17 protein-coding genes are annotated in these 21,666 nt (G+C 49.6%); 8 read left to right on the top strand and 9 right to left on the bottom strand.

Features of this window, described 5'->3' with window-relative positions:
* Nucleotides 1-38 precede the first annotated feature (38 nt).
* The 5 genes from JUB14_RS14205 to JUB14_RS14185 form a co-directional block, all read right to left on the bottom strand.
* Nucleotides 39-1,178: a hypothetical protein gene (locus tag JUB14_RS14205; protein ID WP_207506960.1), complete on the bottom strand. Its 1,140-nt coding sequence runs from the start codon at nucleotides 1,176-1,178 to the stop codon at nucleotides 39-41.
* Between the two features lie 146 nt (nucleotides 1,179-1,324).
* Entirely contained in the window at nucleotides 1,325-2,200 is an 876-nt protein-coding gene (locus JUB14_RS14200) for a helix-turn-helix domain-containing protein (protein WP_207506959.1), read from the bottom strand.
* 12 nt (nucleotides 2,201-2,212) lie between these two features.
* A complete protein-coding gene (locus JUB14_RS14195) occupies nucleotides 2,213-2,632 on the bottom strand; it encodes a nuclear transport factor 2 family protein (protein WP_207506958.1) in 420 nt (139 codons plus the stop codon).
* Nucleotides 2,633-2,699: 67 nt separating this feature from the next.
* Nucleotides 2,700-3,257 carry a carboxymuconolactone decarboxylase family protein gene (locus JUB14_RS14190; RefSeq protein WP_207506957.1) on the bottom strand — a complete coding sequence of 186 codons (558 nt, stop codon included), beginning with the start codon at nucleotides 3,255-3,257 and terminating at the stop codon, nucleotides 2,700-2,702.
* A gap of 113 nt (nucleotides 3,258-3,370) precedes the next feature.
* Nucleotides 3,371-4,495 (bottom strand): alpha/beta hydrolase family protein, encoded by a 1,125-nt coding sequence (locus JUB14_RS14185; RefSeq protein WP_207506956.1) that lies wholly within the window; start codon nucleotides 4,493-4,495, stop codon nucleotides 3,371-3,373.
* Nucleotides 4,496-4,717: 222 nt separating this feature from the next.
* Here JUB14_RS14185 and JUB14_RS14180 point away from each other — a divergent pair, with 222 nt between their 5' ends.
* From JUB14_RS14180 to JUB14_RS14170, 3 genes are all read left to right on the top strand, one after another.
* A complete protein-coding gene (locus tag JUB14_RS14180; RefSeq protein WP_229367838.1) occupies nucleotides 4,718-7,447 on the top strand; it encodes a TonB-dependent receptor in 2,730 nt (909 codons plus the stop codon).
* A 210-nt stretch (nucleotides 7,448-7,657) separates the two neighbouring features.
* The gene (locus tag JUB14_RS14175) at nucleotides 7,658-8,191 is read left to right on the top strand and encodes a gluconate 2-dehydrogenase subunit 3 family protein (protein WP_207506954.1); all 534 of its coding nucleotides are present in this window, start codon (nucleotides 7,658-7,660) and stop codon (nucleotides 8,189-8,191) included.
* 98 nt (nucleotides 8,192-8,289) lie between these two features.
* Complete coding sequence (locus tag JUB14_RS14170; RefSeq protein WP_207506953.1) at nucleotides 8,290-10,014, top strand: GMC oxidoreductase; 1,725 nt, start codon at nucleotides 8,290-8,292, stop codon at nucleotides 10,012-10,014.
* Nucleotides 10,015-10,107: 93 nt separating this feature from the next.
* Here the strand turns inward: JUB14_RS14170 and JUB14_RS14165 are convergent, their stop codons facing one another.
* Nucleotides 10,108-11,646, bottom strand: coding sequence for a M20/M25/M40 family metallo-hydrolase (locus tag JUB14_RS14165; protein ID WP_207506952.1), 1,539 nt, complete (start codon nucleotides 11,644-11,646; stop codon nucleotides 10,108-10,110).
* Between the two features lie 256 nt (nucleotides 11,647-11,902).
* Between JUB14_RS14165 and JUB14_RS14160 the strand changes: the two genes are divergently transcribed.
* Nucleotides 11,903-12,541 carry an NAD(P)-dependent oxidoreductase gene (locus tag JUB14_RS14160; protein ID WP_207506951.1) on the top strand — a complete coding sequence of 213 codons (639 nt, stop codon included), beginning with the start codon at nucleotides 11,903-11,905 and terminating at the stop codon, nucleotides 12,539-12,541.
* Nucleotides 12,542-12,821: 280 nt separating this feature from the next.
* On the opposite strand, the gene JUB14_RS14155 is transcribed toward JUB14_RS14160, so the two are convergent.
* Nucleotides 12,822-14,063, bottom strand: a complete 1,242-nt coding sequence (locus JUB14_RS14155) for an aminotransferase class V-fold PLP-dependent enzyme (protein ID WP_207506950.1) — start codon at nucleotides 14,061-14,063, stop codon at nucleotides 12,822-12,824.
* Nucleotides 14,064-14,217: 154 nt separating this feature from the next.
* On the opposite strand from JUB14_RS14155, the gene JUB14_RS14150 reads away from it, so the two are divergent.
* Together JUB14_RS14150 and JUB14_RS14145 are read left to right on the top strand one after the other, a co-directional pair.
* Nucleotides 14,218-15,093 carry a DUF4349 domain-containing protein gene (locus JUB14_RS14150; protein WP_207506949.1) on the top strand — a complete coding sequence of 292 codons (876 nt, stop codon included), beginning with the start codon at nucleotides 14,218-14,220 and terminating at the stop codon, nucleotides 15,091-15,093.
* A gap of 178 nt (nucleotides 15,094-15,271) precedes the next feature.
* Nucleotides 15,272-15,481: a zinc ribbon domain-containing protein YjdM gene (locus JUB14_RS14145; RefSeq protein ID WP_207506948.1), complete on the top strand. Its 210-nt coding sequence runs from the start codon at nucleotides 15,272-15,274 to the stop codon at nucleotides 15,479-15,481.
* A gap of 89 nt (nucleotides 15,482-15,570) precedes the next feature.
* On the opposite strand, the gene JUB14_RS14140 is transcribed toward JUB14_RS14145, so the two are convergent.
* On the bottom strand, nucleotides 15,571-18,987 hold the full coding sequence (locus JUB14_RS14140) for a DUF7133 domain-containing protein (protein WP_207506947.1): 3,417 nt from the start codon (nucleotides 18,985-18,987) through the stop codon (nucleotides 15,571-15,573).
* A gap of 257 nt (nucleotides 18,988-19,244) precedes the next feature.
* On the opposite strand from JUB14_RS14140, the gene JUB14_RS14135 reads away from it, so the two are divergent.
* The gene (locus tag JUB14_RS14135; protein ID WP_207506946.1) at nucleotides 19,245-19,604 is read left to right on the top strand and encodes a cupin domain-containing protein; all 360 of its coding nucleotides are present in this window, start codon (nucleotides 19,245-19,247) and stop codon (nucleotides 19,602-19,604) included.
* Nucleotides 19,605-19,624: 20 nt separating this feature from the next.
* Here JUB14_RS14135 and JUB14_RS14130 read toward each other — a convergent pair whose 3' ends face one another.
* Complete coding sequence (locus JUB14_RS14130; protein WP_207506945.1) at nucleotides 19,625-20,515, bottom strand: diacylglycerol/lipid kinase family protein; 891 nt, start codon at nucleotides 20,513-20,515, stop codon at nucleotides 19,625-19,627.
* A gap of 54 nt (nucleotides 20,516-20,569) precedes the next feature.
* On the opposite strand from JUB14_RS14130, the gene JUB14_RS14125 reads away from it, so the two are divergent.
* Nucleotides 20,570-21,607 (top strand): App1 family protein phosphatidate phosphatase, encoded by a 1,038-nt coding sequence (locus JUB14_RS14125; RefSeq protein WP_207506944.1) that lies wholly within the window; start codon nucleotides 20,570-20,572, stop codon nucleotides 21,605-21,607.
* Nucleotides 21,608-21,666: the final 59 nt, after the last annotated feature.

The following is a 21,666-nucleotide window of genomic DNA, read 5'->3' as shown; positions in this document are numbered from 1 at the left end:
CTATGTAGGCTCCTACTGAGGTACTTTAGACAGAGCATTTATTTCACCAATTTAAATGCACGTTGATTATCCCCTACCCATTTGTACTTATAGACAGTACTCTGTTGCTGTCCGTCTTTATCCTTGCTGTTATGAGACATATAAAATAGTCCATCGCCCAAAGGACATAGACCGGTAGCTCCCCATTTAAAATGCCAGCCCCGAATGCCTGATGCCGGATCTTTGGGACCTGCGTTCAGCAAAGAGAGTGTTTTCACCTCCACTTTTTTATTGTCAGACGTTACATACCCTTTGACTGGCTCCTTCTTGCCATCAATGACAAACAAGTCATAATTAGGAAACTGAGTTTTCGATCCCTGGTACACTGCCGCAAAAAGATTTCCGGTAGATGGGTCATAAGCCAGATTCTGGATGCCATACCGAGTGCTGCCTGTTTTCACAAAGTATTTTTCCAATGGCTTGTCCGGCCCCGAATGGTGCAGCTTATCCTGTGATAGTTTCTGCGCATACCGGTCCCAATCACTGACATCGTATTTTAAAATCACCTGATTATCATTATCGGTTCTTGACGTATCACCATATACTCCGTAGGCTACATAAAGAAACTTCTTAGTACCCTTAGAGCTTCCGATAGCCGGAGCAAATGCCACTCCGTCAATTCCTGAACAGGCGAACCGATGCGGCCTTTCTTCATCACCATCTTTCACCTTTGCGGCATAATCATGTACAGCCTCCTGGATATACACTGTACGTAACACATCTTCTTTTTCCACATTCATGTCCGGACGTACAATCCGTGATCCATCAAATATAGCAATATAAAATCCGTCTTCATTCTCGGTGTCAACTCCCAGCTCTTTATGTATGCCCTTGCCTATTGCATCGTTTTTGTATTCCAAAGAACCGTAGATCTTCCCGTCATCGCTAATATCCAAATCACCAAGATGTCCGACAAAGCCGGTTACACTGCCTATCAACTTACCCGATAGATCCGTTTTTACCAACCTGTCTGTAAAGGAAAAGTAAACATACCCCTTTGCTTTATCCACCACAACTCCCTGCACATGCATTCTGCCTTGTTTACCTGAATAGATAGAATCAGGCAGGCTTATTGTTTGAGACTGAGATCGTAGTGATAGTGACGTTAAAGCGATGAGACATAAAATGAACTTCTTCATCCGTTGTATAGCTAAGTTGAATTAGCCAAATATACTTGTTCCTGGATTGAACACTGCGGAAGGTCTAAAAGTAAAAGCCTTTTAGAATAACCCAAGTACTGCCCTTTCGTTAGGGAGGTCCATTCTATATTTGTATGATTCTCTACTCATTCTGCTAATGCCCTTGAAAAGCCAACGGTTTCGCGGTAAAGCTGGGGGGAGACATCTGCCCTGTTTTTGAAAAAGCGGCTAAAGTAGTACTCATCCTCGTAACCCAGTTCCCAGGCAATCTGCTTTACAGGCTTATTGGTAAGATACAGCTCCCGCTTCGCTTCGATGACGATACGCTCAGCAATCAAGTCCGTGAGGGTTTTATTGAAATGCGTTTTTGCCAGTTTGGCGAGTGCTTTGGGCGAAATATTCAGAAGCCCGGCATAATCACTAGCCGTATGGAGACTCTTGTAATGTGCTTCGATATAATTTTTTAGGTTTTTTAAAATGAAAGGTTCCTGCCCTTCAATCGCCGACTCTTCCCGTTGACCTGTTTTCTGACGGGTAGCTGTAATCAGAAAGATCTTCAGGTACGAAACCAACAAGTCGTGGTGGGTCAGAGCCGGAGTTTGCATCTCGTCCCGGATTTGGGAAAGTACCATTTCGAATGTACGCTGGGCTTGCTCATCCACCGAAATATAGGGCGCCTGATAGATATTGTTGAACAACACCCCATGGCAGGCTATTTCCTGCTGGTGCTTATGGATACAGAAAAAATCAGGATGAAACTGGAGTACAGTACCGCTTACTCCGCCCTCCATCTGAAGCATAAACGGCTGATAAGGTGAAAAGGCAAAGAGCATTTGCTCGTTTACCGGATAGTCAGCAAAATCGGCCGTAAGGGTACCCTTTCCCTCTTTTATCCAGATGAGCGAATAGTAGTTGAGACGCTGCAGATGGTCAAAATGGACACCATCATCAAACGAAAATAACTTGAAAGCCAGGTGGCCGGTCTGTTTGTTTATAAGCGTAAAGGTAGTAGGGTGAGTCATGGAGGGAGCGTATTAGTGCAGCTTTTGTTCATTTTCCAGAATGGGTAGATCATTGATACTGGCGTAGCGTTTGGTCATTAGCCCCTGCTCATCAAACTCCCACAACTCATTGCCATAGCTACGGTACCACTGCCCGTCGGCATCATGCCATTCATATTCAAACTGGACGGCCATCCGGTTATTCCGAAAACCCCACAACTGTTTCTTTAGTTTGTAGTCCCGTTCTTTCTCCCACTTCCTTTTTAGAAATCTTTTAACCTCTTCCCGTCCGTTTATAAACTCCGCGCGGTTGCGCCATTCCGTATCAACGGAGTAGGCCAGACAAACCTGCTCAGGGTCACAGGAGTTCCAGGCATCTTCGGCCAGTTTAACTTTTTGCAGAGCAGTTTCTTCGGTAAAAGGAGGAACAGGAAATCTTACTTCAGTAGCCATATGTGTAATGATATAGTGTAGAAAGGTGCATCCGGCCCCAATGAGAGGCCGGATGCACCGAATAGATTTAAGAAAGTGTTGGAGCCAGGGGAAAATCTACCGGAACCTGGGTCAGGTTGTGCAGATAATTCATGGCTATTTTATCGCTGATCTGAAGGATGAGGTCCACCAGGTGTTCACGGGTGTATCCTTGCTCAAAGAAAGCGGCTACCAGATCAGGCAATACATAGCCCCGGTTTTTTGTAACATCAGCGGCCAGAGCTACCAGCGCGTTCAGCTTGGGGTTGGCGCTTTTACCCCGGCGTATATCCAGAAGCTGCTCATCGGTAAACCCGTTCATCTTGCCGATGACGGTATGTGCACTTTGGCAGTACACACAGCCATTCACCTGGCTCACCACCAGATTGATGGCTTCTTTCTCCCGGTTGGATAAGGAGGTTTTTGTATTTTGATACGCCAGATACCGTGCCAGGCCATTGCCAGAATAGGCAATGGTGGCGTACAGATTAGGGACGAATCCCAGAGCACTTTGCAGATTGTCGAAGATAGCCTGATTAGCGGGACTTACTTCGTCGCGGGTGGGTACTGAAAAAGTGATGCCTGGTGTTTCGGTTAGATGATCCATGTTTTTGGTTGCCTTGTGATGTCGATATTGACATCACAAAGGTGGGCTGATTAGGCCCCGGCTAACATGGAAGATTCACGCCATCAGATAGACAATTTTCCTTCATCACTTTATTACAATGCTCCCAGCACCGCCTCATCTCCCTGTAGCGCGTTGGCCGGACGAGGATGAGCTTCATCAAATACCGCCAGTACTTTCCGGTCCAGGACTTGCACCTTGTTCTCGTCTACCTGCTTCTCGTCCAGCTTGAGATACTTTGCCATGAAGGGGTACATAGCTGCGCGTTTGTTGGGGCCGAAGTCGTGCTTCTCGTTGGCTAGGTGTACGTTCGAGACCTTGTCCTTGGCGTTGTAGAGGCTGTAGATATTCTGGATGTGGGGGTACTCTACTTCCGGGGTATTCTTGGTCCAGTCGCCACCGTCGGAAATCAGCAGGAGCGGACGGGGAGCGGCCAGGGCGGCTATCTCAACGTTGTTGGTCTGGAAGTCGCCTTTCTTATGAATAGGCATGCCGCTCTCGCAGGCGCAGCCTCCAAAGAAGTATGACGATACCATCACTGTAGGCGCTGCCACCTTCACCCGAGGGTCCAGAGCCGTGAGCACGAACGTCTGGGTACCTCCCCCCGATTCACCCACTACCGCTACCCGCTCCTTATCCACATCAGGTAACGACAGCAGGAAGTCCAGCGTCCGGATGTTGTTAATGGTCTGCAGCTTCAGGGCCTTGCTCAGTTTGTGTTCACACTGCTTTGAGTCGCCCTGCCCGATCATGTCAGGAGCGAATACAATGGCTCCCATCCGGGCCAGGGTACCGCAGCGCTTCTGGGTCTGCTCATGGAAGCGCATATCAGGGCCATGACCGTGCGGGCTTAGGATCACCGCGTATGATCTTAATTTCTTAGCAGGCCGGTACAGGTTGCCTGTTACATAGATACCGGGCGTACTTTCAAAGGCTACATTCTCTACGGTGTATCCGTCCATCTCCCGGCGGCTGTGGATGATCGGAGCAGAGGTAGGTCGGGCAGGCATAGTGCGCAGATCCATCCCATCAATAACCCGGTCTTTTACCTGCTTAGAGCGGGTCTGCCATTCCGCCAGAGAATGCGGAACATGGCTTGCCAGAAAAGAACGCCCCTGCTCCTCGTTGAAATAAGGTCCCTGACACAGCTCATCCTGGGCATATACAGATGTAGTTATCGCTGTTAGAAAATATGACAGTGCAATAAAAGTGTGTTTCATAGGGTTTGCTGTTTTGGAAAAGCTTTCAGAATAAAGAACGGGCGGTACTTCTACTACTTATTCACCACCAGCTAATTACACAGTGGCTCTTTTACAGCCTGCTGCTCTTTCTTCACAATTTCATAAAACTGGAGGTACAATGATGCTTACCTCCTAACTTCGCCGCTCGAAACATGTGTTTATTCTATGCGTAAAAGTTACAAAATGATTATTTGGGTAGCAATGGCTTTGTCCTCTCCAGTAGGGGCGCAGACTCTACCAAACACTACTCAAAAGCGTGACAGTATTAACCGTGACGGCGGTCAACGTGACGATGTTCACCGCGACGGCGGTACCTTTAATGAAATAATTGTATCGGCTTCGCGTACGGCGGAGCGGGTGATGGAAACACCCGTTACCGTTGAGCGCATCAGTGGAGCTGAACTACAACGCCTGCCGGGTACTGAGCTTATCTCAAGCCTCTCCCGCTATAAAGGGATAGATGTGAACCAGTCGAGCTGGTTGATTACCAGTTTTAGTACGCGTGGCTTTAACAGCTCCAAAGCTGAGCGCGTCGTGCAGCTGATCGACTACGTGGATGTGACCTCACCTACGGCCTCCCTGTACTACGGCAACTGGATGGGCGTACCGGAGCTTGATCTGGAAAGTGTTGACATTATTCACGGAGCCAACTCAGCCCTGTACGGATCTAATGCCATCAACGGAGTACTCCTCCTGAATACTAAAGATCCTTTCCAGACACCGGGTCTGGCGGTGTCGGTGCGGGGGGGAAGTCACAGCCTGTTGGATGGACAGGTACGCTATGCGAAGGTACTTGGTGAGCGGCTGGCCTTCAAACTAAACGCCAACTACTTCACGGCGGATGAGTTTATAGCGTCCAGCGAAGCGGCCATCAAACGTGTTACTTCGGGTGGACTGGCCGGAGCAGACCCCGTCAATAACCCGACGGGCTCCGCACTGGGCTGGAATGCCATCAACCGTTACGGAGATATGGGTTCGACGGTTACCAACCCTACATTAACGGCGTTAAATAATGGAACACCCTACCGGATATACGCTCCAGGCTATTCTGAGGCCGAAATGCTGTGGGCCAATGCGCCGGGCGACCTGTTCAGCCTGGGAGGAAATCAGTACAAAGCCGGTAACTTCCGGATCAATCCTTCGCTGCACTGGCGGATCAATGACCGCATGAAGGCCATCTATGAGTACCGTTATTCATTCAGCAACGGAGTCTTCCAGAGCAGCAGCCGTTACGCCCAACGCGCTATGCAGTACGACCTGCACCGGGCCGAGCTCAGCGGCAAAGACTGGTTCGTACGCGCCTATACCATGTTCGACTACGGCGGCAAGGCCTACGACCTGAGCTCTTTGGGCAATGGGATCATGGGCGCTCCGATAGCAGCCGGTACCCAGGCCAATGGCACCCGCTACCCTACCTTTGCCCAGAACTACTTTACCCTCTGGAACCAACTTTTCAGCGCCGCCCGTACCGGCGGGCTGCCCTCGGGTGCTCCAGTAGCGGGTGTATACCTACCTAATCCTAACGGTGGTCAGCCTTCTGCCTATGCGCTTCCTCAGGCCATCCCCGGCGGACTAAGTGTCGAAGAAGCGCAGCGCCTGGCTTCGCAACTCGCCGCAGGAGTACAACTACCGGTGGATAGTCCGCTCTTTAACCGGATGCGCGAGCAGATTGTGAGCGGTGTAGGTACCATCGATGTCAACGGTACCCGTACGGTACGCGGAGCGGCATTCGCCAATACGGCCCGCTTCTGGGACATCAGCGGACAGCGCGAATGGCAACTAGCCACCAAAACCCATCTGATAGCAGGAGCCTCTTACCGCACCCATATTCTACAGTCGCAGGGTACACTGTTTTCGGATGGAGATAAATCACCGATCAACCCCGGTACCGGCGAAGTTCAACGTCGCGACAAGATCGTCAACTGGGAAGCAGGTGCCTACGCCCAGGTACGTCAGGACCTGTTCAACGACCGCCTGCGCCTGGCATTTGCCGGACGCATTGATCAGTTCCGCAATTTTGGAGCCCGCTTTTCTCCGCGTATTTCGGGTGTATTCTCCCTCGGAGAGAACCGTGAGCACAACATCCGACTAAGCTATGCTCAGGCGTATCGCCAGCCGGCCCAGCTGGACCAGTTTATCTACCTTGACTTTGGTTCGCTGCTGGTACAGGGTAATATTGACAATGGATATGAAGGATTGAATGCCGTTTCGACTTTACCTAATGGCCAGCCCAACCCCAACTTCCTGAAACCACAGCGCATTAACAACCTCTCCCCTGAAAAGGCAAATACCTGGGAACTAGGCTATAAGTCTCAACTGGTTAAAGGACTTTACGTTGATGCCAGCTACTATCGCTCTAACTACCGCGACTTTATAGGTACCCTTCGTTTCTACGGACGTGAAGACGGACTTCCGGTGACAGGGACTCCTCTGCCTGCTCCAACCGGCGACTTTGCCAAGCCTGCTACCGACCGTACCCGAGGACGACTGATTCAGGTATGGGCTAACGCCACCCAGCAGGTTAAAACGCAGGGCGTAGTGCTGTCGACGGAGTATTTCCTGACTAAAAGCCTGCACCTGTATACCAACTATACCTGGTCACACATCAACGAAGCCGATGTACAGGGGTTGATTCTGGGCTTCAATACACCTGAGCATAAATTTAATGTGGGGCTGGATGGTCAGTTCAAGCAACTGACGTATGGTGTCAACTACCGCCGCCAGACTGGCTACACCTTCTTCATGCCGTTTGACGAAGGCTACATTGATTCTTTCGGAACAGTAGACGCTCAACTCGGGTACCGTGTTCCTTCATTAAAGAGTACTTTGAAATTAGGAGGTACTAATCTTACCAACTCCAACGCCATCTATGCGTACGGCTCGGCCCCTATAGGCCGGGTGGTATATCTGGGGTGGGTATACGGCTTATAGTATATAGTTCTACGTTCATTTCAAGAGCCGCTCCTTGGGAGCGGCTCTTGATGCTTTAGGCTACTGCAATCATAGCTAAATGCTACTTTTTACCGTAGAAAAGTCGCCACAACTAAAAAAAAGCCAATTTTATCGCACTTTTTTATCGAAAAAACGTTAGAAAATGGAAGATCTTTCTTTACTTAGTAAATAAAAATTTTTAATAAATAGATGAAAAGACGTTCAGCCCTTAAAAGTATGGGTCTGGCTTTGGGAGGTTTGGTAAGTCTGCCTGCGTGGGCTACCAATTGGACACCCGAATCCATTGGCCGTACGACTACCCTTTCCGAAAATCAGGAGTTGCTCCTGTCTGAAATTGTTGAAGCCATTATTCCGGAGACAACTACCGCTGGTAAAGTCTCACCGGGTGCCAAATCCCTTAAAGTACACCAGTTTGCTGCACGCATGATCAGTGATTGCTACCCGGCTTCTGCCCAGGAGATTCTACAGAAAGGGCTGGCAAACATCGACGCGGCAGCGAACAAGACCTACAGCAAATCATTTACAGCACTGACTCCTAAAGAGCGGGTATCCGTACTGACAGCTATGAGCACTGCTTCTGACGCCACGGAAAAGCAGTTCGTCAATATGATCAAGAACCTGACTATCCAGGGCTATACCAACTCGGAGTACTACATGAACAATGTACTCAAGTACAACATGGCTCCTGGCTTCTATCACGGCTGCGTACCAGTAGCTTCATAAGTCAGTGAGTGAATGAGTGAAGATCAATATTTAATCGATCCTAGTGGTCGCTCATTCATCCAATAAATAATTCAGCATTCCTAATTCAGAATTTTGATATGTCTTATTTCAATATAGACTCCATAAAAGAGCGCACCTTCGACGCCATCGTGATCGGCTCGGGCATCAGCGGAGGCTGGTCAGCCAAAGAATTGTGCGACAAAGGCCTCAAAACCCTGGTACTTGAGCGTGGACGTGATGTACGCCACGTAACCGACTACCCTACTACCATGATGCAGCCCTGGGAGTTTGAGCACAACGGGCAGATCACTCGCGAAGTCCGGGAGGCAAATCCCATTGCCACCAAGTGCTACGCTTTCCACGAAGGTTCGCAGCAATTCTTCCTCAAGGACTCCGAGCAACCTTACATTCAGGACAAACCCTTCGACTGGATTCGTGGAAATCAGGTAGGTGGTAAGTCGCTGATGTGGGCGCGGGGTACCCAGCGTTGGTCGCAGTACGACTTCGATGGCCCTGCGCGGGATGGCTATGCGGTTGAATGGCCGATTGGTTATAAAGATATCGCACCCTGGTACAGCTATGTAGAGAAATTTGCGGGTATATCTGGCAATAAAGATGGCCTGGCTCAACTACCCGACGGTGAGTTCCTGCCGCCGCATGAGCAGTCGTGTGTGGAGAAACATTTCTCTAAGGAGATGGCTAAGCACTACAAGGGGGCTCGTCCGGTTATCATAGGTCGTGCAGCGCACCTGACCAAGCCGCAGCCTATTCACCTGAAGCAGGGACGTGGTCAGTGTCAGCACCGCAATATCTGCGAGCGGGGTTGTCCGTTCGGAGGGTACTTCAGCAGTAACTCGTCAACACTACCATGGGCAGAGAAGACCGGCAACATGACCCTGCGTCCTCACTCAGTCGTACACTCCATCATCTACGATGAGCAGAAAGGTAAAGCTACGGGTGTACGGGTGATTGACGCGAATACCAAGGAGATGACCGAGTACTACGCCAAGATCATTTTTGTGAATGCTTCTACGCTAAACTCTAACCTGATCCTACTGAACTCGATATCAAGCCGCTTCCCCAACGGGTTAGGCAACGACAACGGTCTGCTGGGTAAGTTCGTCGCTTTCCATAACTTCCGGACCACCATCTCGGGCGAGTACGAAGGCTTCCTGGATACGACCACGGCTGGTATCCGCCCTAACGGTAGCTACATTCCGCGTTTCCGCAATATGTTCAAGCAGGATGATAGTGCTGACTTTATCCGTGGCTATGCCGCCGGATTTAGCGGTAGCCGCATCACGTACAACGATCGCTCAGGATTCGGTGAGGACCTGAAATCAAACCTGATGCAGCAGAAGTACGGCAACTGGCGCGTAGGCTCGCACATGATGGGCGAAACTATACCGAAAGAGACCAACTTTGTAGCGCTCGATAAAGACCTGAAAGATCCGTACGGTCTGCCTCAGCTCCATATTAATGTGGGCTACGATGATAACGATGAGAAGATGATCAAGGACTTCCACCAGCAGATGACCGAGATGCTGACGCTGGCGGGCTTCACCAACATCAAGACCCACGACAAGCCCGATAAGGCTCCGGGTCTGGATATCCACGAAATGGGTGGTGTACGTATGGGTAAAGACCCCAAGACGTCACAACTGAACAAGTGGAATCAGATCCATCAGGTGAAGAACGTGTTCGTGACAGACGGTGCCTGTATGACTACCAACTCGACTCAGAACCCGTCGCTGACCTTCATGGCTATCACCGCTCGCGCAGCCAACCATGCTGTGGAAGAACTGCGTAAAGGAAACCTGTAAGGGAGTACCTGATACATAGAATACAACACAGGCCTGCGACTATATCGCAGGCCTGTGTTGTTACTATTAATAGTACACTTCCAAAAAGAGTGATTATTCTATCCCCCCTCTGCGAGCCGGAGCCCGTTTGGAAGGCCAGGACATCGGCGCTCCGTTTGGTCCTAGGGGTACCCGCACCTCTTTGTTCGTAGCTTCGTCTTCACTGGCCATGTAGGCCAGTATGGCGGCCAGAATCACATTGCTGCGTACGTCATCAAAGACAATCTTATCGTAGGTGTCCAGGTTGGTATGCCAGGTGTAGTTAGAGTACGCCCAGCTCAAAGAACTCAACGAAAATGCCGGTACTCCTGCTGCCAGGAAGGAAGCATAGTCTGAACCTCCCCCACCCGGATTACCGGGAAAGGTGTACTTAATATCCTTAGTAATCTCATTAGGTACCTTGGATAGCCAGCGGCCCAGGAAGTCATAGGCGTGCACAAAGCCCTGACCCGAGATATTAGCCACCCGGCCGGTACCATTATCCTGATTGAACAAGGCCTGTATCTTGGGCATCATCTCAGGGTGGTCCTGCACGAAGGCGCGTGACCCGTTAAGCCCCTGCTCCTCGCTTCCCCAGTGTCCGACCAGGATCGTCCGGCGTGGATTGGGATATACCTTTTTCAGGATGCGCATCACCTCCATCATCATGATAGTACCCGTGCCGTTATCAGTAGCTCCCGTGGCACCATCCCACGAATCAAAATGAGCCGACAGCATCACGTATTCATCCGGCTTTTCACTACCCTTAATCTCTGCTATGGTGTTGAAGGTGGGTACTACACCTGTTTCTTTGGATTCGGCAACCAGATTGATGGTGGGCTTCCTGCCACTTTCAGCCAGCCGGTACACCAGTCCGTAGTCTTCCAGACTAAGGTCTATGGTAGGTACTTTTTTGGTGGAGGCACTGAATATTTTATTAGCGCCAAAGCCCTGTGACCAGTATGAAGTCACGATACCAACGGCTCCTGCCTTTTCCAGGGCTAGTGGCAGAGTTCTTCGGTCCTTGCCGGTTTTCTGCAGACGCAGTGACCAGTCCCGGCTCATCTCCTCCCTTTCCTTTCTCATTTTGGCAAATGACTCCTCCGTTGCGTACTCCTTCCAGTTATAGTCAGGGCGGCCGGTAGGCTGGTTCATCGAGATCATGACAAAGTTTCCCTTCACTGTGGGCAGCCACTGCTGGAAAGCCAGTGAATCGGCAAACTCAGGCAGAATTACTACCTCGGCCTTTACGCCTCCCTTAGGGGTAGACGGGCTCCATGCCAATTGGGTACCCGACAGGGTCTTCACCCACGGGCTGATCAGGTCAATGTGGGTGACGCCTCGCTGCCAGCCCCGCCATTCACCCCACTTTTCGTTACGGGCGGGTATACCCCAGCCTTCGTACTTCTGTACGGCCCATTCGTGCGCCTTCTGCATCTGAGGAGTGCCTACTAACCGCGGCCCAATGCCGTCCATCAGTTCGTGCGCGATAGATTCCAGTTGTGAGTTGGCGTTAGCCTCTTTGATGATGTTGTTGATAGTTTCATCCTGCGCCCGGACTGTAGCAGACTGCCAGACCAGCAGGACTAAGAGTAGGAAATTTCGTTTTAACATGGGTTAGATTTTATTTAACAGTTAAATATATCTGCTCCAGGTGAGACTACCATATTCTATATAGATTTAGAACGTATCAGTACCCATGTAGCCACATATACTGAACAAAGTACTTGCGTATCTAAACAAATAATTAGTACCTTTAACCCATTAAAATCTCTCTGTAACATACGATCATCTGGCGGCTACAATGGCTGCTCGCGCTTTTGCTCCAAAAGCGCCGTGAATCTTTATATCATACTTTTCAGAGAGAATAATGAAACAACATACTACAATTGCCATATTGGGTGGTGGAGGTAAAACCGGCACCTACCTGGTCCATGAACTCCTCAACCGCGATTATCAACTCAAACTCCTTCTCCGCCAGCCGGACCACTTTACTATCAGTAGCCCTTCTATACACATCTGTAAAGGCGATGCGATCCAGTACGAGTCTATACGTGAGCTGGTACAGGGCTGTGATGCCATTATTAGTACAGTAGGACAACGCCCCAACGAGCCCCTAGTAGCCAGTCAGGCTACGAATCATATACTGCGGGTGATGGAGGAGTTTCAGATCCGACGGTACATAGCCGTAGCCGGACTAAACCTGGATACTCCTACCGACCAGAAAAGCACCCGTACTCAAATGGCTACCGACTGGATGAAGACTACCTACCCGATTATACATGAAGATCGTCAAAAGGCTTATGAAGTCCTGGCAGAAAGTCCGGTGGACTGGACACTGGTCAGGGTACCCTTCATCGTATTTACGGAAGAACGTGGAACTACGGAGGTGGATCTGGTAGATTGTCCGGGAGAGAAGGTGCAAGCCCCCGATCTTGCCTCCTTCCTGGCTGACCAGCTAACGGATACCCGTTACTACCAGCAGTCTCCTTTTGTGGCTAGTCTATAAAAACAGTTCGCGGTGAAGGTGTTTGGCCCTGCTTTTAATTTAAATTTTTATTAGCGAATTAATAGCCAGGTTACAGGAGTAGTGGTATGGACCGGTGCCACGGTTGAAACCTTGGCACCGGTAGTCACAGAAAAAAGAGTCCAGCCACTAACTTCAAAAAGAACTAGTTTCTAGGCGACCCCCAGCTCCAGCGATTATCATTTATAAGCCAATCTTAAAAGACAAGCCTCCGTTAAAGCAGCTTAGTTTCTTTAACGGAAGCCTGTTAACTATTTCATAATCAACTAGTAAGTAAATTCCTTAACCCTGCTATACACCGCTCTACCTCCTCCCTGGTATTATAGTGAGATAGGCTAATGCGGACTACCCCGTCGTTCAGGTCCTCCACGCCCATTGCTTCCAATAAGCGGTAAGCGTAGAAGTGTCCGTTCTTGGCAGCGATGTCATATTGCACCAGTCCATCCGCTAAGGCCTTTGAACTTACAGTGGGTGAAGTAAACACGATATTGGCTTCACGCTGTTCGGTAGTAGGCCGGCCAAATATCCGGACGGGTAGTTCGCGCAGATGGTCCAGCAGGTACTGACACAACCCCATTTCGTGCTGGTGCATCAGGCCTGATACCTTACGCGCCTTCACATGGAGCGGTACCTCGTCCGCCCCGAAATGATGCTCATAGACGGTACTGAAGTAGTCGCCTATGCCCGCCAGGGCAGCAATGGCCGCGTGATCAGGACCGGCCGCATCCAGGCGTTTGTTCTTGTAAGGTACATTGAAGAAATGGCTCTGTGGCTCGAGCTCTTCCAGAAAATCCTCCCGTACTACCATCACCCCCTGGTGCGTTCCGTAGGTCTTGTAGGTACTGAATACGTAGGCGTCCACATCCAGCTCATCCAGGTTGGGCCAGCTGTGTGGGGCGTACGAAACGCCATCTACTACCACGCGGGTATGGGTACGACGGGCCAGCGCTGCAATCTGATTAATAGGGTTAACGGTACCAATGATATTGGAGCTTTGGGTCACGCACAGGATCACGGTCTGAGGCGTAAGCAGTGCTTCCAAACTATTCAGGTCCAGCTCGCCGGTTTCGGGATTTACTTTCCAGATTTTGAGCGTAGCCCCCTGCCGCTGACACAGCCTTTCCCAGCCACCAATATTTGATTCGTGGTCCTGCTCCGATACAATTACCTCGGTTCCCTTCTTCACCAGCGGTGTACAGGCAATGGTGAGGGTATTGAAGTTCTGGGTGGAGGAAGCCCCCAGTGTAATCAAGTCCGAAGAAACATTCAATAGGGCCGCCATGGTACTTCGTCCTTCATCCATCGCCACCCCGGCCCTATTGGAAATAGGGTTGGCCCCGTAGGGCTGTACTTTATAATTAGTGTAAAAATCGGTGAGACGATCAATAACGTCTCCGGCTACGTAGCTCCCCCCGGCATTATCCAGAAAACCAACTTTACGACCGAGTTCTGTATTGAATACAGGGAATTGCTTTCTGACGAAATATATATCTAATTCTTTCATACGATGCTGGCTCTTGGTTAATCTATGAAGCAGCCAAAATAGTAAAAGATTACCTACCGCTACTACCAAAATTTTTCGGCTGCTTTTACACAATATGTAATTTATTTATATATTAACAAAAACTTCATGTCTCATCCTTACTCCTACTAGACCTATGAAAACCTATCGCAACATCCAGCTAGCCTTACTTACAGGCCTCATGCTCCTGACTTCCTGTAGCCAATATCAAGGACCCGAAACTAGTGAAGAAGCAATGTTAGAGGTAGACTTGATGCGAGTACCTTCCAAGACGGACGAAATGGTAATGCATCCCCAGCCAACTGAGGCTCTCCCCCCTACACAAGAGGCAGCTCCACAAAAAATAGAGCGGAAAATAATCCGTAAAGGAAGGATATGGTTTGAAACCAATGATGCCACTCGTACCCGTCAGCTCATTGATAAGAACATCCATGATTTTAAGGGATATATATCAAACGATGAAGTTGATAAGAGGGAGGAAAGGGTTAACTATTCACTGACAGTCAGGATACCATCGGAGAACTTCGAATTATTTTTCGACTCTATATCAAAAAGTACCTCTCTGTTTGTGAATAAGAGTATAGATGCAGAAGATGTCACAGAAGAATACATTGATGTAGAGGCCCGGCTCAGGACCAAGAAAGAGCTGGAAAGCCGCTATAAGGTACTTCTTCAGCGGACAGGTAACGTGCAGGAGATCCTGGCCATTGAAAAGGAAATGGGCACTTTACGGTCCGAAATCGAATCTATTGAAGGGCGATTCAGGTACCTCCGTGACCGAATTGCCTTCAGTACTGTACAGATCGAGTATTACGTAGTAACGGGTCAATCCCTTGCCTTCCTGTCTCAGGTTGGAGCTGCATTTCAGAAAGGGTGGGATAACCTCCTGACGTTCCTCCTCTCCCTGATCAGTGTATGGCCCTTTGTACTGGCCGGACTGGTACTTGTAATCAGCTTTATCAGTTTCAGGAGGAGTCGCACAAAGCCAGTTATTCAGAGTTTACAATCGTAGGCTTCCAGGTAATTTAAGAACTTAATTAAAACCGGCTCCCATTTTCTTTATTGCCTTACCTGATTCGTCTGGGATATATCCGGGGGTTACCTACCTTTGCCAAACGTCCCGGAATCTAACAGCATTTAATTTCTGAACGGCACGTATAGTAGCGATTTGTAAACCCAATTCTAAAGCAATGGAAGTAAAAGATAGCAATGGCAACCTACTCAAAGAAGGTGATTCAGTAACCCTGATCAAAGATCTGAAAGTACGAGGTTCCTCGGCCGTCCTGAAAAGAGGTACTATGGTAAAGAATATTCGCCTCACGGATAATGAGGAAGAGGTAGAAGGCAAAGTGGATCGTACCGTGATGGTACTTAAAGCAGCTTTTCTGAAAAAGGCGTAGGTAGTAGAATCATTTTATAAGCACTATTTAAAAGCGGAAGTCCGGATCTTACGACCCGGACTTCCGCTTTTTATGATTTCTAAAATCAACTACTGCTTCCGCAGGCTTGACAGGAACTCTACTACATCACGGATCTCGCGCTTGGACATGATATAGCCCATTGGAGGCATACTCGATGGCATGTTCTCACGCTTGGCGATACGGGATACGGCTATCTTCAAAGGCTCAGCTTCGGAAGTCTTCAACTCAAGCTCCTTATCCGACTCGTGTATCAGCGTACCGGTGACGCTCTGTCCGTCTTTCAGCGTAAGCGTAACCATACCAAATCCGGGAGCCAGACGAGCACTGGGCTCGATCAGCGCCTGCAGGATTTGATCACGGGTCAGTACATCGGCAATGGAAGTCAGCTCAGGTCCTACGGCTCCGCCGCGTCCACCGATCGAGTGACAGCGTACACACTGTCCGGTAGAGTTGGTGAAGAAGTACCGGGCGCCCTGCTGACGGTTACCCCCAAAGAGTGCTTCCTGATAATCCGCTACTCCCGAACCAGCCGGCTTAAAAGCAGCCAGTCGGGTCTTAAGTGCTTCCGAATGCGTAGAGTCTACGGCTTCGGCCAGTTCCAGATTCAGGCTGGGCGAAAGCTCTTTATTACCCATCCGGGTCACCAGACCTTCCAGGATACGCTCCGTCTTGGTAGCCGGCATGGTACTAAGTACCCGCAGCATCTGCTGTTGTTCCTTAACGGTCCCCTTATCAAAAATAGCCTTAACCACATCAGTTAGCGTCTCCTGCGTTGGATTCAGCCCGTTAACCAGGCCCAGAGCCGTTGTACGTACATCTTCGTCCGCATCGTTCATCCCTTTCTTAATCACCGTCTCCATATCACTATACTTCTGCTTGTACAGGGCAGTCAGCAGGGCTGAGCGTACCTCGGGAGCCTTATGCTCATTCAGCACCCGTACCAGACTGGTGTTGCTTTCCGGAATGTTGAGCTCGCCCAGCATCTGCGCCGTAGCTACTACCACCTCGTTGCTCTTGTCCTGCAGCAGGTCATTGATGTGCGGCATTACCCTACCTCTTACGGCCACCGGATCACGGGTTATCACTCCCCGATAGCGACCATCTACACGGTCCAGTACCGAAGGGTTAGCCCAGGTACCTAAGGTAGCCAGGGCCTCAGCACGAAGCTCTTTAGACACATCGGTACGCTTGGCAAAAGCGATCAGGTCATTGAGCTGCTCTTCACCACCTACGCGCAGCGCCGCATTGATAGACCGACGTAACAAAGGCTCCGAGCTGAAACGCTTCTCTTTGAGCGTAGCGGCCAGGGCCGATAGTGCCGCCTTGATAGACTCATCGTCGTTGATAGCGCGGGCGGCTTCGGCAACGATGTACTCGTCCTTATCCTGCAGGAACAGGGCTACTTTGTCATTCTTCAACTGACGCAGTACCAGTACCCCAGCCAGTCGAAGTGCCTTATTGGGATTAGTAGACAGAGCTACGATAGGTGCTACTTCGCCAATACGAGCCAGAGCCGTAACACCCGCGTGACGCAGGTATACATCCTCATTGTTGTTGGTTTCAATCATTTGCAACAGGGGAGCTACCGCATCCTTGTACTCGATACGTCCCAAAGCCTGCGCACTGAAGAACTTCACCCGGGGGTTAGGGCTTGATAGCAAAGATACCAGTACCGAACCTGCTTCTTTGATGTCGGCATCGCCGATAACTTTAGCTGACTGAGCTACTATTTCAGGATCAGAATCTTTCAACAGGGGAAGTAAGGTACCCGCGTAGGATTTATCCTGACGAGCCAGTTGTCCCAGGCCCCAGACTCCATGAATACGAGCCATCTGATCACCGGTCTGAGCGGTGGCTTTGCTCAGAATCAAAGAACCTTTCTTGCCACGCTTCACCAATTCAAACTGCGCCTTCTGACGAATGCGCATATCCGGATACGAAAGCAGGGTAAGTAGCTTGTCTTCTGATTGTGCTGAGTAGTCCTGCTGCATCAGTTGTTTGGTCTGAGCACGCAGGTCCTTCATATCATTTTTAGTATCACTCACGTCCAGTCGCCATACACGTCCGGCGTTTTTGGTATCCCAGCCGTTTAGCCAGTCAGCTACGTACAAGGCTCCATCCGGACCGAAACGAATACCGGTAGGCAGTATACCGCTCAGTACTTCCTTCTCTTTGTCCAGCACAAAGGAGGCTCCTTTGGGCTTCAGGCTAAACGACCAGATGGGCGAACGGGCGGGATTCCCGACGAACTCCACCAGGAAGAACTTGTTCTTCCACTCCGAACCCAAAGCAGTACCGGGGTTGTATACCATACCGGTAGGGCCGTTGTGGAAGTTCTGGATGGGAGGCAGTATATAGGCTGCCTGACCTTCCCAGCGTGGAGTGTACAGCTTCTCATCCATCCACACCTTATAGGAGTTATTACGGGGATCGGTGTACTTACCGAACTGCCAGTTGGTACGCCAGCCGGTATCCGAGCCATCCACCAAGTGTACCAGACGCTCGCTTTCACCGGGGTGGTCACCGTCGTTGTCAGAAGTAATCAGGTTGCCGTATTCATCGAATACAAACTCGTGGGTGTTGCGCAAACCGTGGGCAAATACTTCAAAGTTGCTACCGTCTGGTTCTGAGCGTACTATGACCCCTTCGTTAGAGTACTTATGGTTCACACCATCCTTGGTGGTGATGTTGGCTCCGATATCACCGATCCCCCAGTAGATACGTCCATCGGGTCCTTCAATGGCACCAGACATACCGTGACCACCAAAACCTATGTGTACGCCGTACCCGTGGCTGATGGAGGTTTTCTCATCTATAACTCCGTCGCCGTTGGTATCTTTGAGTCGCCACATATCCGGCGCTATCCCTACAAACATATCCTCCGCACGTACCAGCAGAGCACCGGCCACATCGGTCACCTCGGTGAAGAAGTCGCTCAGGATGCGCATGGAAACATCGGCCAGGCCATCGCCATTGGTGTCATCCAGGCGCCATACCTCGTCTTTCTCTACCGCCAGATCGCGCCAGTCGTGGGAGCCGTCTTCGTTCAGGTCTTTGAGCCACTCATTCTCCTTGCTTTTTTCGGGAGCGAAGGTACTGCGCAGAAATGCCCGACGATCCTCCACCGATTGCAGACCGATGGATGGCGTCATCCAGTTGACGTGTCCCCGGATATCAAACTCTGAATTCTTCTGCCGGTTGGTACGGGTCAGATATACCCTGCCCTTGTCATCGATGGACATCGCGATAGGGTCCGGAGCCAGCGAGTCAGTCGCCCACAGATCTACTTTGAGACCATCAGCCAGTTTGATGGGTGTGTTTTCCCGAATCTCTTTGGCCCGCTGACGCGCCTGAGCGGGATCTTCCTTGACGATGAGTGCGGATGATTTCGAACCCGAAGGCGAAAGCTTCATACATGACACCACTACCATGGCCGTTAATGCCATGATGGGTATCGGTTTTCGTAGTACTTTTTTGGAAATCATGAATGATTACTTTTATACAAGACTTGTTGATCCGGGCAGTACCAGGACCTTAATGATAATAGAGCTAAAATACGGGCTTTTATACTATAAAATGAGTAGTATTTACCTTACCACCTACTAATAATCTGATATGAACCCCGTCTTACCGGATTTTGCCTTATTTTTGAAACTTATACCTGGATTAAGTTTTGTTGTGTAGTCATAAGCCGGAGGTATATAAAAATGCTATCCGAAAGCTATAAACACCGTTTTTTACCATGGATAAAATAACTATCACTGATAAATTAGCCCTTTTCTCTGACCATTGGAATCCACGCATAGTGGGTGAACTCAATGGGCAACACGTAAAGCTGGTGAAGTTTAAGGGAGAATTTGTATGGCACAAGCACGACCACGAGGATGAACTCTTCTATGTACTGGAAGGCAGTTTCCAGATGGAGTTCCGTGACCGGACGGTGGAGCTGGGCAAAAATGAGTTCCTGATCGTCCCACGAGGAGTCGAACACCGGCCGGTTGCTGAGCAGGAAGTGTCAGTAATGCTATTTGAACCGGCCACCACGCTGAATACGGGTGACACCAAAGGAGAACTGACCAGAGAAACGCTGGAAAAAATATAGTGTACTACCGGGCTATCAGATTATACCGTCTGTGGCTCCGGTATGGCTACTGACAGGAGTTGGGGGATCATCTGTGCTGTTATTTTCCGGACCTGCCCTTTGTATTCGCCGTCAATCTGAAAGTCCACTTCCTGGTCCAGGCATTCAATTTCAGCATGGGTCACCGAAAACATAGTTACCACCTCCGGATCAAACTCGGTACTACCCGCTATGAGCTTGACCAGCTCGATTACATCCCACTTTTTGGCTATAACTACTTCAAACAAACCATCAAGAATATTGCCGTAGGGATTGATCGCGACGCCGGTACCGTACTTTTGGGCATTGGCAATCACTACCATCACCGCCTCGGTTTCCAGTACTTCCTCCGCAGTACGGATTCTGACTCTGAACGTTTCGTGTTCAGTCAGCGTCTTTATGACCTCCTTAGCATAGCCTAATTGTCCGCGGGTATCACCTTCTTCAAAGTTCTTAACGAGCAAGGCATTCAACCCCAGATCACTCAGATGCAGGCTTATTTCCCCATTGATCCGGACACCATCTATGCGGGCTACCTTACTACTCAATGCTACATCAAGCGCCTCCATAAAATCAGTAGGTACGTTAAAGCTGGTAGCTAGCCCGTTGGATGAGCCCGCCGGCAGGATACCCATCACCGCCTCCCTACCCTCCAGCGCATGAGCTGCTAAGCTGATGGTACCATCACCGCCCGCCACCAATACCCGCGAAGGCTTGTATTCATCTAATAACCTGATGATAGACTGAAGATCATTTTTGCCGGTAGTTGTGTATATTTCCAACTGCCGGCTGGAAGTCTTACAGTGGCTTTCAACCAAATCAACAATGTCCTCTTTTTCCAGGTTACCTGATATAGGATTAACAATGAGCAGCACCTTCTCTTCCGATGGCATATTCTTTTACTGTTATGGTAGGTATCAAAAAGTCAGTAACGAATTTATGAATGCATGAAAAAATGTGAACTTAAACTCTACCGCGGCTACGCCAACCCTAACGAAATGGTTGTATTCGGACATGCCTTCAGGAGATATCCTTCGGCCAAGGATCTGTACGACCGGAAGGGATTCAAGTACATCAATTCTATACTACAGCTTTTTACTATAAAAACTATTGCCAACGCTCGTGTGATCCTTAAGTTTGGCGATATAAAAGTAGAGACCCGTACCCTCAAAGACGGCTTTTTCGAATTTAACCTGCCTCTGCAGCAGCCGCTGGACTGCGGCTGGCACAACTACGAGGTCTGTTTTGAGGATGAGGTTGATGGTGAAAAGCATAGTTTCAGCCGCAAGGGTGAGTTGTTAGTTCCTTATGAAGGTGCTTATTCTATTATATCGGATATTGATGATACCTTTCTGATCTCATACAGCGGGCACTTGTTGAAAAAACTCTACGTAATGTTAACTAAAAATGTGGAGTCACGGATGCCTTTTGAAGATGTTGTTAAACACTACCGCCTGCTTAGCTTCGCCGGACGCGAAAAGAGTGACACCGAAGGTAATACGTTTTTCTTTGTATCCAGCAGCGAGTGGAACCTGTACGAATTTATAGTTCGCTTCACGCACTACAACGGCCTCCCCAAAGCGGTACTCAAGCTCAAAAGTGTGAAGGATAGTCTGGGAGATTTCCTAATGACCGGTCGAGGGTCACACGATCATAAAGAGCGTAAGATCCGGAATATCATTAAGTTTTATCCCCACCTGAAATTTATTCTGCTGGGTGATGATTCGCAGCGCGACCCGCACATCTACGAAGTAATCTGCAAAACGTTTCCGATGAGTATTCGGGCGGTGTATATCCGGCAAACCGAAAGTTCGCCGAAGCAGGTAATCACGCAGCATATGGAAACCATCAGCGGACTGGGAGTAGATACCTGCTATTTCCGCCACAGCAGCGAAGCCATACTACATTCAGTAAAGGTTGGCATCATTACCCAAGATCAGGTTATGGACTTCGAGCGAAAGGAAGCCGAACTGCACATACAGTAATTTCAGAGTATTTAGTCCTACTCCCTACGATGATTAGGCATGGCTTGGTTATCTTGCAG

Origin of the sequence: Telluribacter humicola, assembly GCF_017355935.1 — a bacterium.
Lineage (GTDB): Bacteria > Bacteroidota > Bacteroidia > Cytophagales > Spirosomataceae > Telluribacter > Telluribacter humicola.
The sequence above is the reverse complement of the archived record's forward strand: the minus strand, read 5'-3'. Positions and strand labels throughout refer to the sequence as shown.

Excerpts from the sequence above, each read along its gene's own strand:
- JUB14_RS14205 (WP_207506960.1), bottom strand. The coding sequence starts at position 1,178 with ATGAAGAAGTTCATTTTATGTCTCATCGCTTTAACGTCACTATCACTA.
- JUB14_RS14200 (WP_207506959.1), bottom strand. The coding sequence starts at position 2,200 with ATGACTCACCCTACTACCTTTACGCTTATAAACAAACAGACCGGCCAC.
- JUB14_RS14195 (WP_207506958.1), bottom strand. The coding sequence starts at position 2,632 with ATGGCTACTGAAGTAAGATTTCCTGTTCCTCCTTTTACCGAAGAAACT.
- JUB14_RS14190 (WP_207506957.1), bottom strand. The coding sequence starts at position 3,257 with ATGGATCATCTAACCGAAACACCAGGCATCACTTTTTCAGTACCCACC.
- JUB14_RS14185 (WP_207506956.1), bottom strand. The coding sequence starts at position 4,495 with ATGAAACACACTTTTATTGCACTGTCATATTTTCTAACAGCGATAACT.
- JUB14_RS14180 (WP_229367838.1), top strand. The coding sequence starts at position 4,718 with ATGGCTTTGTCCTCTCCAGTAGGGGCGCAGACTCTACCAAACACTACT.
- JUB14_RS14175 (WP_207506954.1), top strand. The coding sequence starts at position 7,658 with ATGAAAAGACGTTCAGCCCTTAAAAGTATGGGTCTGGCTTTGGGAGGT.
- JUB14_RS14170 (WP_207506953.1), top strand. The coding sequence starts at position 8,290 with ATGTCTTATTTCAATATAGACTCCATAAAAGAGCGCACCTTCGACGCC.
- JUB14_RS14165 (WP_207506952.1), bottom strand. The coding sequence starts at position 11,646 with ATGTTAAAACGAAATTTCCTACTCTTAGTCCTGCTGGTCTGGCAGTCT.
- JUB14_RS14160 (WP_207506951.1), top strand. The coding sequence starts at position 11,903 with ATGAAACAACATACTACAATTGCCATATTGGGTGGTGGAGGTAAAACC.
- JUB14_RS14155 (WP_207506950.1), bottom strand. The coding sequence starts at position 14,063 with ATGAAAGAATTAGATATATATTTCGTCAGAAAGCAATTCCCTGTATTC.
- JUB14_RS14150 (WP_207506949.1), top strand. The coding sequence starts at position 14,218 with ATGAAAACCTATCGCAACATCCAGCTAGCCTTACTTACAGGCCTCATG.
- JUB14_RS14145 (WP_207506948.1), top strand. The coding sequence starts at position 15,272 with ATGGAAGTAAAAGATAGCAATGGCAACCTACTCAAAGAAGGTGATTCA.
- JUB14_RS14140 (WP_207506947.1), bottom strand. The coding sequence starts at position 18,987 with ATGATTTCCAAAAAAGTACTACGAAAACCGATACCCATCATGGCATTA.
- JUB14_RS14135 (WP_207506946.1), top strand. The coding sequence starts at position 19,245 with ATGGATAAAATAACTATCACTGATAAATTAGCCCTTTTCTCTGACCAT.
- JUB14_RS14130 (WP_207506945.1), bottom strand. The coding sequence starts at position 20,515 with ATGCCATCGGAAGAGAAGGTGCTGCTCATTGTTAATCCTATATCAGGT.
- JUB14_RS14125 (WP_207506944.1), top strand. The coding sequence starts at position 20,570 with ATGAAAAAATGTGAACTTAAACTCTACCGCGGCTACGCCAACCCTAAC.